The organism is Streptomyces sp. AJS327 (genome assembly GCF_013450295.1).
In the GTDB taxonomy this organism is placed as follows: domain Bacteria; phylum Actinomycetota; class Actinomycetes; order Streptomycetales; family Streptomycetaceae; genus Streptomyces.
This window is the reverse complement of record NZ_SKBR01000002.1, coordinates 431877-447857: the sequence shown is the minus strand read 5'-3', so window position 1 is coordinate 447857 and position 15981 is coordinate 431877. Positions and strand designations below refer to the sequence as shown.

General features: G+C 74.9%; 7 protein-coding genes. 1 reads left to right on the top strand and 6 read right to left on the bottom strand.

Annotation, left to right across the window (positions count from 1 at the left end; all coding sequences use genetic code 11):
* Nucleotides 1-220 precede the first annotated feature (220 nt).
* Entirely contained in the window at nt 221-4006 is a 3786-nt protein-coding gene (locus E0L36_RS11760; protein WP_180928969.1) for a multifunctional oxoglutarate decarboxylase/oxoglutarate dehydrogenase thiamine pyrophosphate-binding subunit/dihydrolipoyllysine-residue succinyltransferase subunit, read from the top strand.
* 181 nt (nt 4007-4187) lie between these two features.
* Here the strand turns inward: E0L36_RS11760 and fxsT are convergent, their stop codons facing one another.
* The 6 genes from fxsT to E0L36_RS11730 form a co-directional block, all read right to left on the bottom strand.
* Nucleotides 4188-7277 (bottom strand): FxSxx-COOH system tetratricopeptide repeat protein, encoded by a 3090-nt coding sequence (fxsT, locus tag E0L36_RS11755; RefSeq protein ID WP_180928968.1) that lies wholly within the window; start codon nt 7275-7277, stop codon nt 4188-4190.
* Nucleotides 7278-7350: 73 nt separating this feature from the next.
* Nucleotides 7351-8607 (bottom strand): HEXXH motif-containing putative peptide modification protein, encoded by a 1257-nt coding sequence (locus E0L36_RS11750; RefSeq protein WP_180928967.1) that lies wholly within the window; start codon nt 8605-8607, stop codon nt 7351-7353.
* 41 nt (nt 8608-8648) lie between these two features.
* Nucleotides 8649-8894, bottom strand: coding sequence for a hypothetical protein (locus E0L36_RS11745; protein WP_180928966.1), 246 nt, complete (start codon nt 8892-8894; stop codon nt 8649-8651).
* Nucleotides 8895-9271: 377 nt separating this feature from the next.
* On the bottom strand, nt 9272-12358 hold the full coding sequence (locus tag E0L36_RS11740) for an SAV_2336 N-terminal domain-related protein (protein ID WP_180928965.1): 3087 nt from the start codon (nt 12356-12358) through the stop codon (nt 9272-9274).
* A gap of 6 nt (nt 12359-12364) precedes the next feature.
* Nucleotides 12365-13375 carry a MoxR family ATPase gene (locus E0L36_RS11735; RefSeq protein ID WP_180928964.1) on the bottom strand — a complete coding sequence of 337 codons (1011 nt, stop codon included), beginning with the start codon at nt 13373-13375 and terminating at the stop codon, nt 12365-12367.
* A 392-nt stretch (nt 13376-13767) separates the two neighbouring features.
* A complete protein-coding gene (locus tag E0L36_RS11730) occupies nt 13768-15912 on the bottom strand; it encodes a trypsin-like peptidase domain-containing protein (RefSeq protein ID WP_180928963.1) in 2145 nt (714 codons plus the stop codon).
* Nucleotides 15913-15981: the final 69 nt, after the last annotated feature.

Here is a 15981-nt window from a genome sequence, read left to right as displayed (position 1 = left end):
TTCCAGCGACCGCCCCACCGGGGACGCGTCGAGGCGGCCACCGGCTGCCTCGTCATGCCGAAACCTCGCGTGATTCCCGCCAATTCTCGTCCTGAAACCAGAGTTCGAGTGTGATGTACGCGACCTCGGGGGCTACCGGACTGCACCAAACGGCCAGAGAGGCGTAGCCTTTATTTCCGCTGTCCACCACCCAAGGAAGCGGAAGAGGGCGGTTGCCGCCGTGTCGTCTCAGTCCCCCAATAGCGCGAGTGCCTCAGCCGACCAGGGCGGGCAGGGGAAGCCCCCTGCCACCACGTTCGGCGCCAACGAGTGGCTCGTCGACGAGATCTACCAGCAGTACCTCCAGGACCCGAACTCGGTAGACCGAGCCTGGTGGGACTTCTTCGCCGACTACAAGCCCGGGGCCGGGGCGGCCGCGCCCGAGGCGGCGCCGTCGAAGCCCGCCCCCGCCGCGCCGACGGCCCCAGCCCAGCCAGCGGCTCCCGCGCCGGCGGCGGCCCCGCCCCAGCCGGCGGCCCAGGCTCCGGCGGCGTCGAAGCCCGCGGCGCCCGAGCGGCCGAAGGCGGCCGCCCCGGCGAAGCCCGCGGCACCCGCCCCGGCCGCGGCCGCGGAGGAGGCGGCGGAGCAGCCGTCCGGCCCGGAGTACACGCAGCTGCGCGGTCCGGCCGCGGCGGTCGCGAAGAACATGAGCGCCAGCCTGGAGCTGCCGACGGCGACCAGCGTGCGGGCCGTCCCGGTCAAGCTGCTGTTCGACAACCGCATCGTCATCAACAACCACCTGAAGCGCGCCCGCGGCGGCAAGGTGTCCTTCACCCACCTCATCGGCTACGCCATGGTGCAGGCGATGAAGGCGATGCCGTCGATGAACCACTCCTTCGCGGAGAAGGACGGCAAGCCGACGCTGGTCAAGCCGGACCACGTGAACCTGGGTCTCGCGATCGACCTGGTGAAGCCGAACGGCGACCGGCAGCTGGTGGTCGCGGCCATCAAGCAGGCCGAGACGCTGACGTTCTTCGAGTTCTGGCAGGCCTACGAGGACATCGTCCGGCGGGCCCGGGACAACAAGCTGACGATGGCGGACTTCTCCGGCGTCACCTGCTCCCTCACCAACCCCGGTGGCATCGGCACCGTCCACTCGGTGCCGCGGCTGATGCCGGGGCAGAGCATGATCATGGGCGTCGGGGCGATGGAGTACCCGGCGGAGTTCCAGGGCACCTCGCAGGACACCCTGAACCGGCTCGGCGTCTCCAAGGTGATGACGCTGACCTCCACCTACGACCACCGGGTCATCCAGGGCGCCGCCTCGGGCGAGTTCCTCCGCGTCGTGAGTCAACTGCTCCTGGGGCAGAACGACTTCTACGACGACATCTTCAAGGCGCTCCGCATCCCCTACGAGCCGGTGCGCTGGAACCAGGACATCGACGCCTCGCACGACGACGACGTCACCAAGGCCGCCCGGGTCTTCGACCTGATCCACTCCTACCGGGTGCGCGGCCACATCATGGCCGACACCGACCCGCTGGAGTACAAGCAGCGCAAGCACCCGGACCTGGACATCACCGAGCACGGCCTCACGCTCTGGGACCTGGAGCGGGAGTTCGCGGTCGGCGGCTTCGCCGGCAAGACGATGATGAAGCTGCGCGACATCCTCGGCGTGCTGCGCGACTCGTACTGCCGCACCACCGGCGTCGAGTACATGCACATCCAGGATCCGAAGGAGCGCAAGTGGATCCAGGACCGCGTGGAGCGCTCGCACGCCGCGAAGCCGGAGCGTGAGGAGCAGCTGCGCATCCTGCGGCGGCTGAACGCGGCGGAGGCCTTCGAGACCTTCCTCCAGACCAAGTACGTCGGGCAGAAGCGCTTCTCACTGGAGGGCGGCGAGTCCGTCATCCCGCTGCTCGACGCGGTGCTGGACGCCGCCGCCGAGTCCCGGCTGGACGAGTGCGTGATCGGCATGGCGCACCGTGGGCGGCTGAACGTCCTGGCGAACATCGTCGGCAAGTCGTACGCCCAGATCTTCCGGGAGTTCGAGGGCAATCTCGACCCGAAGTCCATGCACGGCTCGGGGGACGTCAAGTACCACCTCGGCGCCGAGGGCACCTTCACCGGGCTGGACGGCGAGCAGATCACCGTCTCGCTGACCGCCAACCCCTCGCACCTGGAGGCGGTCGACCCCGTGGTGGAGGGCGTCGCGCGCGCCAAGCAGGACATCATCGGCAAGGGCGGCACGGACTTCACCGTGCTCCCCATCCAGCTGCACGGCGACGCGGCCTTCGCGGGCCAGGGCGTGGTGGCCGAGACGCTCAACATGTCGCAGCTGCGCGGCTACCGCACCGGCGGCACCGTGCACATCATCATTAACAACCAGGTCGGGTACACGGCGCCGCCGGAGTCGGCGCGCTCCTCGATGTACTCCACCGACGTGGCCCGGATGATCGAGGCGCCGATCTTCCACGTGAACGGTGACGACCCGGAGGCCGCCGTGCGCGTCGCGCGGCTCGCCTTCGAGTACCGCCAGGCGTTCAACAAGGACGTCGTCATCGACATGATCTGCTACCGGCGCCGGGGCCACAACGAGGGCGACAACCCGCACTTCACGCAGCCCCTGATGTACCACCTGATCGACAAGAAGCGCTCGGTGCGCAAGCTGTACACCGAGTCGCTGATCGGCCGGGGCGACATCACCATGGAGGAGGCGGAGCAGGCGCTCCAGGACTTCCAGGGCCAGCTGGAGAAGGTCTTCACCGAGGTCCGGGACGCGGCGGCGGCCCCGCTGCCGACCTCCGTGCCGGAGCCGCAGGCGGAGTTCCCGGTGCGGGTGGACACCGCGGTCAGCCGCGAGGTCATCAAGCGGATCGCCGAGTCGCAGGTCAACATCCCCGAGCACATCACCGTGCACCCGCGGTTGCTGCCGCAGCTCCAGCGGCGGGCGCAGATGGTCGAGGACGGCACGATCGACTGGGCGATGGGTGAGACGCTGGCCATCGGCTCGCTGCTGATGGAGGGCACCCCGGTGCGGCTGGCCGGGCAGGACTCCCGGCGCGGCACCTTCGGCCAGCGGCACGCGGTACTGCTCGACCAGAAGACCGGGAACGACTTCACCCCGCTCCTGTACCTCTCCGAGGACCAGGCCCGGTACAACGTCTACGACTCGCTGCTCAGCGAGTACGCGGCGATGGGCTTCGAGTACGGCTACTCGCTGACGCGTCCCAACGCGCTGGTGATGTGGGAGGCGCAGTTCGGCGACTTCATGAACGGCGCGCAGACCGTCATCGACGAGTTCATCTCCTCGGCCGAGCAGAAGTGGAACCAGACCTCCGGGATCACCCTCCTCCTGCCGCACGGGTACGAGGGCCAGGGCCCGGACCACTCCTCGGCGCGGATCGAGCGGTTCCTCCAGCTGTGCGCGCAGAACAGCATGACGGTCGCGATGCCGTCGCTGCCGTCGAACTACTTCCACCTGCTGCGGTGGCAGGTCCACAACCCGCACCACAAGCCGCTGATCGTCTTCACCCCGAAGTCGATGCTGCGGCTGAAGGCCGCCGCCTCGCAGACCGAGGAGTTCACCTCGGGTGGCTTCCGCCCGGTGATCGGGGACCCGTCGGTGGACCCGGCCAACGTCCGCAAGGTCGTCTTCTGTTCCGGCAAGGTCTACTACGACCTCGACGCCGAGCGGCAGAAGCGCGGGCTGACGGACACCGCGATCATCCGGCTGGAGCGGCTGTACCCGCTGCCCAGCGAGGAGATCCAGGCCGAGATGGCGCGGTACTCCAGCGCCTCGAAGTTCCTGTGGGCGCAGGAGGAGCCGGCGAACCAGGGCGCGTGGCCGTTCATCGCGCTGAACATGGTCGACCACACGGACCTGATCATCGGTTCCGACCCGGTGCCGAACGCGGACCGGCTGCGCCGGGTCTCGCGTCCGATCTCCTCCTCGCCCGCCGTGGGGTCGGGCAAGCGTCACCAGCAGGAGCAGCTCCAGCTGATCCAGGAGGTCTTCGACCTCTGAGCGCGTTGGTCCGGCCGGTGCGGGGCACCGGCCGGACCAACGCCTCCGCTCGTCCCGAGGGGCTCCACCGTCCGGTGGGGCCCCTCGGTCCGTCCGGGCACGGGTCCCGTCCGGCCATCGGGCCGTCCGGTGCCCGGCGGTGCCCTGCCGGGCTGGGCGGGGGCGGGGGCGCCGGTTCCCGTCAGCCGAGGTCGGCCTCGAAGTCCCACTGGGGGCGGACCCGTTGGCGGGCCGCGACGGTCTGCGGGTGCTGGGCGCCGAGCGTGCGGGTCAGCTCGCGCAGCGCGTCCCGCTCGACGGACTCACCGCGCTGCTTCTCCCCCGTCCCCCGCAGGTCCGCGGAGTGCGCGGTGTGCGCCGCGAGGGTCAGCGGATGGTCGTCCCCCAGGACGCGGGCGGTGCGCTCGGCCGTGTCCTCGCTGAGCGCGAGGGCGTCCTGGAGCCGTCCGGTGATGTTCCGCCCGCCGCTGGCGTTGAGCGCGCTGCCCAGCGTCCAGGGGTGGTCGTCGCCGAGGAGCGTGCGCAGTCCGACGTACGCCTGCTCCAGCAGGTTGAGCGCGCCCTCCCGGTCGCCCTCCGCCTGGAGGAGCAGCCCGGCGTTGGTCTGCATGCCGGTGGGGACCGGGTGGGCCTGGCCGAGCAGCCGCCGGTAGCCGTCCTCGGCCTCCAGCGTCAGGTCCCGGGCGTGGCTGAGTTCCCCTGAGGCGCGGAGCAGGTTGGCGTAGTCCGTGGCGATCACGAGGGTCTCGTGGTGGTGCGTGCCGTACACCTGCCGGGAGGCGTCGAGCAGGGCGCCGAGCATCGCGCCGATCTCGCCCCGGTCCGCGCCCGCCCGGTACTGGCAGAGGGCGAGCTGGCGGCGGGTCCAGAGGGTCTGCGGGTGGTCGGCCCCCATGGTCTGGAGGTGCAGCCGCAGCACCTGCTGCTGCCGGGACAGCGCCTCCTGGTAGCGGCCGAGCAGCCGCAGGTCGAAGGCGCAGTTGTTGCCGGAGCGCAGGGTGGAGGAGTGCCGGGCGCGCAGCACCGCCTCCTTGCGGCGCAGGGTGCGCAGGTCGAGGGTGTACGCCTCCTGGTAGCGGCCCAGCAGACGGAGGACCACGCCGAGGTTGTTCCGCGCGCTGAGCGTCATCATGTCGTCGGCGCCGAACAGCCGTTCCGCGTCCTCGCTGGTGCGCTCCTGGAGGCGGACGCCCTCGACGTACCGGCCCAGGCGGCGCAGGTCGGCTGCGACGGCGGAGCGGGCGTAGGTCATGGAGCTCTCGTCGGCGCCGATGCCCTCCAGCCGGTCGACCTGCTCGCGGTGCAGCTCGTAGGCGGGCAGGAAGGCGCCGCTGTTCCGCAGCATGTCGCCCTGCTGGAGGGTGAGTTGCAGCCAGAGCGGGTCGTCCTCCGGCAGGACGCCCCGCCAGTGCCCGCGGACGCGCTCGGCGAGCGCGACGCCGGTGCTGTACTCGCCGCTGAAGTTGCAGTAGCGCAGGCAGTTGATGACCAGGGCGCGGACGCGCTGGTTGCGGCTGCTGAGCGCGCCGCTGGCCTCCAGGTGGGCGAGCAGCTCGGCGTACCGCGGCCACTCGCGGCTGTCCTGCGGGTTGTCGACGTCGGCCTCGGCGAGGGCGCGGCGGACGATCCGCTGGTGGGTGTCGCGGTCGCCGGTGGCGATGAGGCGGCTGACGATGCTGTGCACCAGCCGGTGCATCCGCACCGAGCCCTCGGGCGCCTGCGGCTCGCCGGGCCGCTGCCGTTCGACCGGCTCCTGGGTGATGACGGAGAAGTTGGTGAGCGCCTCCAGCGCCTGGTTCCAGGCGGCCCGGTCCCGGACCATCCACCGCAGCCCCTCGGGGAGTTCGGCCTCCGGGACGGCGCGGACCAGCCCGAGCGGGATACGGCCCGCGGCGAAGGCGGTGCACAGCGCGAGCAGGTCGACGGCGGCCGGGTGGCTGCGCCGCAGCTGGTTGATGAGTATCGACCAGGAGGTGAGGGAGGACTGGGGGTACTCGCTGGGTGGGGCGGCGGACGACGGGGCCGCCGAGAGGGCGGGCGGGGTGGCCGGGGCGGGGATGAGCGAGGTCGCGGGGGCGCTGGTGAGGGGCGCCGCCGGGGCGCCGGTCTCGCGGGTCATGCGCAGGTAGTCGGCGACGCCCATGTCCGACTCGCCCAGCCAGGCGGCGGCCTGGGCGAGGGCGAGCGGGACGTCCTCGAACTCGGTGGCCACCTCGTCGGCCTCGCGGGCGGTGACGCGGGGGGCTCGCCGCATCAGGTAGCCGGTGGACTCGGCGCGGAAGAAGCCGGGGATGGCCAGGCAGTCGGCCCGCTCCCGCCAGCCGTGGTTCCGCGAGGTGATCAGGGTGTGCCCGGCTCCGGCGGGGAGCAGGTCGGCGGCGCCCTCCGGGTCCTCCCAGCCGTCGAAGATCAGCAGCCAGCGCCGGTAGGGCTCGCCGCGCCGCAGGGCCTCGCGGAGCGAGCGGATCCGGCCACCGGGGCCGCCCGCCTCGGCGGGGAGGCCGAGCCGGGGCGCGAGTTCGCTGTAGCGCTCGCGCAGGGTGCCGCGCTCGTCGGCGTTGATCCACCACACCACGTCGTACTCGGAGCTGAAGCGGTAGGCGTACTCGGCGGCCACCTGCGTCTTGCCGATACCGGACATCCCGACGAGCGCGCAGACCGCGGCTCCGCGTCCGGCGCTGACCAGTCGCTCCTGGAGGGTGTTGAGGAGTTCGTCCCGGCCGGTGAACTCGGTGTTCCGCAGCGGGACGTCGCCCCAGACCTCCGGGGGGTCGTCCGGGTAGCGGGGGGCGCCGCCGGCGGCTCGCGCCGCGCGGGTTCCGGCGGGGAGTTCGAGGCGGTTCAGCAGCCGCCGCTCGGCCTCCTCGGCGTCCACGCCCCACAGCGCGGCGGGACGGAGTACCGAGGTGGCGGGGAGCAGGGCGCGGCTGGTGAGGTTGACGGCCGCGAAACGGTCCTGGTAGGCGGCGACGAAGCCGCGCAGCGCGCGGTCCCAGTCCTCGTCGTCGCGCCGGGGGCCGAGTTGGAAGAACCAGTCGCTGAGGACGAGCACGACGCGCCCCTCGGCGAGGAGCAGGTCGCCGAGTTCGTCCTCCAGGGCGCGCTCTCGGGGCGGGTCCCAGCGTTGCAGGGTGACGCGGTGCCCGAGGCCGTCCAGGGTGTGGTAGATCCAGGTGGCCCACTGTCTGTGATAGCCGGGAAAGACGACGGTGAAGTCCTCCCGGTGCTCGCCCGGCTCCTCGGCCGCGCGCGGCTCGCCCTGCGCGCCCATGCGCACATCTCCTCTGCCTCGTTCCACGTCCACCGCGGACCACTCGGCGTGACCACCGTGAGGCTACAACACCTCACGTACGGTGATGGTGCGGGAGTTCCCGGGTCCGGGGGCGCCCGAGGCGGCGGTACTCACGGCGCATTCCCCCGGTGAACTCACGCCCCGCTTCCGTCAGTTCATCGGATTCAAGCAGAGTCCGCAGCGCTTCGCCTACGTATGCGCGGCAGCGCTCCCGGCGGACCGCGACCTCCGCCGCCCCGGTACCGCGCGCTCCGCGCGCGTGCCCCACGCGGTGCCAGAGGTCGGCCATCGCGAGGTGCGCGTAGGCGCCCTGGAGAACCGCGCCGACCGGTCGCGGGTCGGAGCGCCAGGGCACCCGGTAGTGCGCGGCGCCGCCCGGCCGGTAGAGCGGCAGGAGGTCGCAGAGCACCGCGAGTTTGCTGTGCTGGATCTCGTGCACCAGCACCTCGGCGAGGACCTCCCCGGAGGCGGGCAGCACGCTCAGCACGGCGCCGGGGGCGGCGCGCAGCGTGGCGCTGCGCGAGCCGGTGCGGGCGCCGTGCTGAGCGGGGTGAACCGGGGGCCGTGCGGGGGGAGTCGGGGCTTCCGCCCGGCCGGGGGGCTCCGCCGGGCGCGCGGGGGTGGACGGCGGTGCCAGGGGGATGACGCAGCGGGTGAGCGCCGCGACCTCCTCGGCCCGCCGCTGGTCGACCGCGCGCAGCAGCGCCATCGCGGTGGTCCAGCGGTGGTCCCAGGGGCCCGCGCCGCTCGGCTGCCGCTCCTCGGCGACCGTCGCGCGGAGGCCGGGGGCGCCCTGGGGCACCCGGTAGGGGTCCAGGTCGTCCAGTCGGGCGGTGCCACCCGGCAGCCGCCGCAACCGGCGGGCGCCCCGGCGCGCGCCGGGGCGGAGGGTGAACTCGCCGCCGGGACAGGGGACGGTGCCGACGCCGGGCAGCGTCAGGCTGCCGCCGGGGGCGGGGAGGGTCAGCTCCGCCGGGCAGCCGGAGCGGAGCGCGGCCGCCGCGGCGATCGCGCCGAACTGCCCCAGTTCGGTGGCGAACTCGCCGCCGTCGGCGGCGCCGAGCGCCCGCACCAGCCGGGTGCCCACGGTCGGGTAGGCGAGAGTGGCCCGCACCGCCTCGGGGGCGTGCGCCTCGGCGCGCTCCAGCACCAGCCAGTGCCGGGCGAAGGTGGCGCGCGCCGCGGCGGAGAGCTCGGAGGAGGGATCCGTCACGCGCCGCCAGAGCGACTTCAGCAGCAGCAACCGTCGGTGGTACAGGGCGCGTTCCAGGGCGCGCACCCCGCCGGGCACCGGCCGGGTGGTGCCCATCCGGCGTGGGGCGAGCGGGGCCGGATGGCTCCCGGCGCCCCTCACGCGGCGCCGCCGCACCGCCCCGTCGACAGGGGGCTGGGGCCGGTGGTCGGGGGGTCGTTGGCGCCGTAGTCCTCCGCGACGTCCCGTGGGTGGCGCAGTACGTGGTCGACGGCGGCGGTAACGGCGGGGGTGTCGAGACTGCGCAGCGTCCGCAGATCGACCCCGCTCAGATCGGGCAGTGGCGGCGCCGCCGCGCCCGTCGCACCGGCGGCTGCGTCCGTTGCGTCCTTCGGTTTCGGCACGCTCTCTCCTTCTCGACGCCCCGCTCCGGAGGCGGCCCCCGCGGCTGTTGACTTCTTCCCGACTCCTCAGATACGGAAACCCGTTCGGGATACGGACACCTCCGGCCTCCCCGGCGCCGCCGGGGCGCACTCCCCGGTGTGCGCCCACCCGGTGTGAGCTTGGCGCGTGCTCCCCTGGGCCCGGCCGAGCGCCGGGTGTCCGGTGAGCGGACGCCCGCCCGGACCGGCCACGTCGCCGGTACCGGCCCCACCGGGCGCACCGGGCACACCGCTCTTCCCCGGCGAACCGGCCCTCCGGAGCGCGCCGTTGACGCCTCTTCCCCACCCTCCCGGCCCCGCTCCTCCTCCCTCCCTCCCGGCCCCGGCGCTTCGGCCCGTCACATCGACTCGTCCCCGTGGGTGTCCTGCCCGGCGGGATCCGCGGGGCCGGGTGCCCCGGGCGACTCCAGCCGGGCCACGCACTCCCGGGTGGCGGTCACCTCGGGCCACGGCAGCCGGACGAACTGCCCGGCCAGCCGGTTCCACTCCGCGGCCGCCGCCCGGTACCGCGCCAGGGCGCTGCCCAGCGCGCCGGCCCGCTCCTCCATCGCGCCCAGGCCGTGCAGCGCGCGGGCGGCCTCCACCGAGCCGCGCCCGCGGGCGGCCTCCCCGGCCCGCCGCAGCGCCCGGTGGTAGGCGTCGCGCGCCTGGCCGTACGGGGGTTCGCGCGGCGGGAAGGCCAGCCGCGCCTCGGCCAGCAGCCGCCACGCCTCCGCCTCGTGCTCGCCGTCGGTGGCCTGCCGGGCCGCCGCCTCCAGCTGGTGGCAGCTCTCGTACAGGTCGGGCAGGAAGCGGGCGCGCTCCCAGCGCAGCGCGAGAGCCCGGCCGAGCAGCAGGTGGAGGCGGGCGGTGACCGGGCCGTCGCCCGGCGCGCCGATCAGCGCCTCGCGCAGTATCCGCTCGGCGCCGTTCACGTCGAAGGCGTCGGTCAGCCTCATCTCGCCCATCTCAGCGAGCAGTTCGCACCGTTCCCAGCTGTTGGCCCAGGTCAGCTCGGCCGCCTCGGCGTAGGCCCGGTCGGCGGCCCCCCACTGCATCGCGTCCCGGTGCACCCGGGCCCGCTCCCGCGCGCAGCGCAGCAGCAACTCCGGGCTCCCGGCGGCCTCTTCGGCGGCGCGGTCCAGCCCGCGCAGCTGCTCGCCGGTGGGCGCCTCGCTCAGCCGCAGGGCGCGCACCAGGTCCAGCAGCACCTCGGTGCGGTGCCGCCGGGCCCGCTCGTCGGTCTCCGCCGCCCGGTTCCGGTTCGCGTCCAGCTCCTCGCTGACGGCGCGGAGTTCCACCACCGCCTCGCGCGCGCGGTGCCGGAAGGCGGGCACCGCCGCGGCGTGCGCGAGCAGCACCCGCCCCAGCCGCAGCCTGCCCTCGGGCGGTACCGGCACCGGCAGACCGCGCAGCGCCGACTCGGCGGCCATCAGGTGGGCGGGGTCGGCGTCCACGTGCCACAGGTCGTGCAGGGTGGCGGCGCGCTCCAGCCGCTCCGCGAGTCCATCGCCGCCGAGCAGCCGGGCGGCGCGGTGCAGTGGGACGGCCGGATTGCCGTGCGGGCGGGCGAACTCCGGGGAGCGCGCGCGGGCGCGGAGCACCCGCCCCAGGGTGAGCCGGGCGCGCTGGCCGCCGTCGGCGGCGTGGGCCGCCTCGGCCAGCTCCTGGGCGTGCGCCAGTCCCCGCGCGTCACGCTGGTTCCACCACTCCTCCAGCAGCCGCTCGGCCTCGTCGAGCCGCCCCCGCTCCTCGGGCGGTGGCCGGAACCAGCGCACCACGCTCGCCGGGACCTGCGCGAACAGCTCGTCCGGCTGGGGGGCGGTCGGGTCGTCCGGCGGCTCCGGCCGGGCGTTCCGCGTGGCGCCCGCGCCCCGGCGCCCGGACAGCTCGGCCACGGCGAGCGCCGGGAAGTTCCGGGAGCCCTGCCCGAACCGGTGCGCGGCGTACGCGGAGACGTGCTTGAGCACCAGTTCGGCGGTGTCCTCGTCCAGCGAGTGGAACAGCAACTCCTGGACGCCGGGCGCGAACTGGTAGCGCGGCCCCGGGGTGGCCGCGCCGTCCGGCAGCCGCTCCAGGAGGCCGCTGAGCAGCACCTCGGCGAGTTCGGTCGGACCGGTGTCGGGCAGCATGGAGCGCTGCACCAGCTCGATCACGGGCAGCACCAGCGGCACCGCCGCGAGGTGCACCGCCAGGTCGACCGCGCCGGGCGAGGCCGTCTCCAGGAAGGCGTCGAGCAGTTCGCGGGAGTCCCGTTCGCCGGGCGGCGGGCCACCGGGCGGGGGCATGGCGTGGTGCCGGGGCAGCACCCAGGCGGCGGCGCCCCGCGCGGTACGGCGCCCGCCGCCACCGAGCAGCCCGGCCCAGTTGCCGAGCGCGGCCGGGGTGGGCAGCAGCACGGGCACCGGCAGCGCGCCCGGTATGTCGCCGAGCCCGGTGCGTCCGTAGCCGTCGGGTTCGAAGGTGACGCGCCCGCCGCCGTCGGCCGCGCGCACCAGGGTGCCCGGTTCGGCGGGCAGCGCGGTGCGCGGCCACATCCGGGGCGGCAGCGGCTGGACGACGGCCAGCGGCGAACCGCCCGACCAGTCGTGCAGCATCCGCTGGGCGGAGCCGTCCTGCCAGAGGGGGCCGACGCAGTCGCTGAGGACCAGGGTGATCCGGCGGCCGCTGGTGTCCCGCCGCTGGTCGACGGGGCGCAGCCCGGCGGGCCCCGGGTCGGGGCCGGTGCCCAGCAGCGGGGTGCCGTCCCGGCCCCGGTGCAGGTAGAGCGCCTGCACATCGCGGAAGCAGCCGAGTTGCTCGAAGGTCTGCCGCAGCTGTTCGAAGGTGAGCCGCCACACCGAGGTGGTCGGTGAGGCGTCCATCAGCAGCTGGACCTCGGTCTGACGGCGCGTCGAGGGGGCGAAGACGGCACGGAGCGCACCGGCGCGCGCGCTGGCGTCCGCGGAGGCCTCCTCGTCCAGGTCGCCGAACGGCGTGGGCAGCGCGGTGCGGTACGCGGCCAGGGGGCGCAGCGCCCGTTCGTGCTCCAGCAGCCCGGAGAGCGAGCTGACGGCAGGGGCGCGGACGGGGAAGGTGTACCCGGCCGTCGGGGAGTGCCGCGCCGGGGCGTACAGCGAGACCGGGGGCGAGCGCTCGACCAGCGGCCTGGGCCGCTCGGCGCGGTCGGCCAGCTCCTCCCGGGTGGGGGCGGGGCGCGGCGGCGCCGGTTCGCCGCCGGTCGCCGGATCGCCCCCCGCTGGGGTGGCCGCCGGGGGCGCGGCGGGTGGGCGGGCGAAGCGGGCCAGCCAGAGCGTCTCGGCCAGCTCCTGCGCGGTGGGCTCCCAGCCCGCCCGCCGCAGCCGGCCGCCGAGTTCGGCCAGGGCGGCCCGCGGGTCACCGGCGAGCGGCCGCCCCTCGCGCCGGCCCGGTGCGTCGGATCCTCCTCGGCCGGGCGGGGTGGTCATCCCCCATCACCTCGGCTCGTCCAGCGGACGCAGCAGCATGTCGGCCAGCCGGTTCCGGGTGACGCGCTCGGCGCCCGGCGCCCGCTGGGTGAGGTAGAGGGCGTTGAGGAGCTGGTCGGTGGCGACCAGCTGGCCCGGTTCGCGCTGGAGGAACCGTTCGACGAGGTCGCCGCCCTCCTCCAGGGCGCCCTCCCCCAGGTGCGCCGCGACCATCGCGGCGAGCTGCTCGTTCCCGGGCGGCTTGAGTTCCAGCTGTACGCAGCGGCGCAACAGGGCGGCGGGGAAGTCGCGTTCGCCGTTCGAGGTGAGCACGATGAACGGGAAGACGGTGCAGCGGACGCGGCCGCCGACGACCGGGACCTGGCCGCCGTCGTCGGAGAGCACCTCGGTGCTCGGCGTCCGGTCCGCGACCCGCTCCAGCTCGCGGATGGTGAACTCGCCCTCCTCCAGGACGTTCAGCAGGTCGCTGGGCAGGTCGATATCGCTCTTGTCCAGTTCGTCGACGAGCAGGACCCGCGGTAATCCGTCCGGGGAGGGCAGCAGCGAGGTGCCCAGTGGTCCCAGCCGGATGTACGAGCCGATCGGCGGCCGGACGGCGGGTTCCTCCCCGCCCGCGCGGTCCAGCTGCACGTCCTGCAACCTGCCGATGGCGTCGTAGTGGTAGAGGCCGTCCTGGAGGACGGTCCGGCTGACGATCGGCCAGCGCAGCACCCGGCCCAGGCCGAGTTCGTGCGCCACCGCGTGCGCCAGCGTCGACTTCCCGGTGCCGGGGTTGCCGGTGACGAGCAGCGGGCGTCTGAGGTAGAGCGCCGCGTTGACCGCCTCGATCTCCTCCTCCCGGGGGAACAGGTTCTCCACCACGGCCCTGCGCACCCGTTCGACGCCGAGCCGGCGGGCGGCGTCGCCGTCGTCCGCCTCGCCCGCGTCGGAGAAGTCACGCCAGGGGGGCGGGGGAGGCAGGCGCCGCACCTCGCCGTGCGGGCGTCCGGCTCCGCGGTAGATACGCCAGTCACTCACCATGGGCTCCCTTGCCTGTCTGACGCCGCCCGCGGTGCGGTGTGCCCGGACTGGTCCGCGGCGGTCTGGGGTGGACTGGGTGGACTGGATGCGCGGGGTGACGCGGGTCCTGCCGCCGCCCACCCACCATGACGGCACCGGCGCCGCCCGGGGGCCGGAGACTCCGGGACCGGGGCCGTGCCCGGGGTGGCCGGGTGCTCGCCGGGGCCCCGCCGTGGCGCGGGAGGGCCGCCGCCGCGCGGCCGCCGCCGGGGGCGGCGGACACCCCGTGGGTACCCGGAGTACCGGAGGGACCGGGGGAGTTGGGGGTCCCGGGGGCGCCGGGGCGGCCGGGGAGGGACGGGTCGGAGTGTGGGGTCGGGCGCGCCGGGAACGGCCGCCGGGGTCGCCGCTCAGCGGAAGACACGTGACGGCTCCCGCAGTAGGCCCTCCGCCGGGCGCGGTCTGTGGGGCGGATCGTAGAGGAGCGCGAGGTGGCGTGCACAGTCCGCCTCCGTTCCCGTTTCCCCGGCTTCCGACTCCCCGTCATACCGCTGGCGCAGTGCGCGTAGCCGGGCCGGGAGCTCGGAGGCCGTCGCGGCGCCCGCGAACAGCGCCCGCGTCCGCTCGTGGAACTCGGCGCACCGGCCGGGCTCCCCCCGCGGCGGTCCGCCCGCTCCGCTCCCCGAACCGGGGCCCTCGCCCCCGGGCGCGGGATGCTCGCCCGCGCACCGCGTCCACAGCGCCACCGGGTACCCGGCGGCCAGCGCCGCGCCCATCGGACCGGCCCCCGGCCCCTGCCCGACGCGGCCGCTGTGCACCGGGACGGTGCCCGCCGGGGCCGCGAGCAGCCACTCACGCGCGCCGTCCTCCCCGCGCGACTCCCCCGGCAGCGGCACCGGCGCGGGCGCCTCGGCGCCGAGCGCCTCCCACCGCCGGGTCCACTCCTCCAGATAGCCCTCCCGGACCTCGCGTCCGCCGTAGCGCGCCCAGTCCCGCAGGACGACCGGGCGGTGACGCCCGAGCGGCAGCGTGCGGCAGGCGCGTGGCTCGTCCGGGTCGGTCATCCGCACCGGCCACGCGTCCACCGGAAGGTCGAACAGCGGCTGCGGGACGACGAACTCGACGTCCGCCAGAACGCCGAAGGCGTCGCCCAGGTCGAGTACGGCGGGCAGCGCCCGGCTGATCTCCTCGCGGAGCAGCGCGCGCGGCACCGGCTCCCGCGCGACGTGCTGCATCGTGACCCGGCCGCCGCCGCGGTCCAGCCGGATGTGCCAGGTGTGCGCCTCCGGCGTGGACATGTCCGGCTCGATCTCCACCCGCGCCACGGACCGCGTCAGCCCCGTCCGCGGGTCCTCGGCGAGCGCCTGCGGGACGATGATCTGCCGCACCACCTGGTTCCGCACCTGTCGGCGGTTCCGGTCGATCCACTCCCGGAGCGCGGACCGGGCCGCCTGGCCGCCACGCCCCTCGCGGCTGAGCGCCGCCCAGACCTTCGCCGCGTAGACCATCACGGCCTCCAGTTCGAGACCGGTCGCCCCGGCCCCGTCGCTCACCCGGCCGTCGTGCGCGTCGTACAGCAGCCCGGCCCCCTCCCGCCAGCTGTGCGGGCGGAACTCCCGCACCTGGTACGAGGGCCGGAGGGTGGCCAGACGGGCCGCGTTGGACAGCTCGATCGGCTCCCCCGCGGTGCGCGGCGGCGGCAGCTCGGCGAAGAGCGCGTACAGCTCGGCGCGCAGCTCGGGCGAGAACCCGCCACGGGAGTCCTGGAGCCGGGGCTGCACCCGCGGCCAGCAGTCGCCCGCGCCGTCCAGCCGCCCGTGGTGGTAGCGGTCGTGCGCGCTGAGCAGTTCGTGCAGCACCGCGCCGCCGTGCTGCTCGCTGTCGCGCAGGACGCGGAGCGCGGTGATCGGGGTGGCCACCCCGGAGCCACCGCCCTTCGAGACGCCCTTGTTGACGCCGATGACCGCGCCCCGGTCGAGGTCCACCACCGGCCCGCCCGAGCAGCCGGGCTGGAGCTGTCCGCCCTGGATCACCAGGTGGCCGTCCCGCCCGCCGCTCGCGCGGCCGGTGCTCGGGTGGAACTCGACAGCGCCGCCCGGCACCTCGATCCAGCCGTAGAGTCCGGTGTCGGCCGGGGCGAGGGTGGAGCGGTCGCTGAGCCAGAGACACTCGCAGCCGGTGCCCTCGTCCACCCGCCACTCCGCCTCGGGGACCCGCAGCAGCGCCAGGTCGGGGAACGGCCAGGCGCCGGAGGTGCGCCCGCGTGGGGTGGCGGGCGCGGCGCCGGGGCCCGGCAGGAGGTACATGACCTCGCCGGGCAGGTTGTCGCCGTCGGCCGTCGTGACCGTGATGACGCGCTCGCGCCGCCCCACTGGCCCGCCCCTCCCGCTCACGACATGGGCGTTGGTGAGCACCCACCCCGGGGCGACGAAGAAGCCGCTGCCGAGGAACGTGGTGCCGCCCTCAGCATGCCCCCCGGCGGAGGCCCCGACGCGCACCACGGAGGGGCGGATGATGTCCTCCAGGGTGTCCGCCGTGTACCCGGGGGCGCTCACGGCGCACCCGCCCCGCTCACGCGGCCCGTCCCGTTCCTGGAACCTCCGGTCGTGTCACCACCGTCGCTA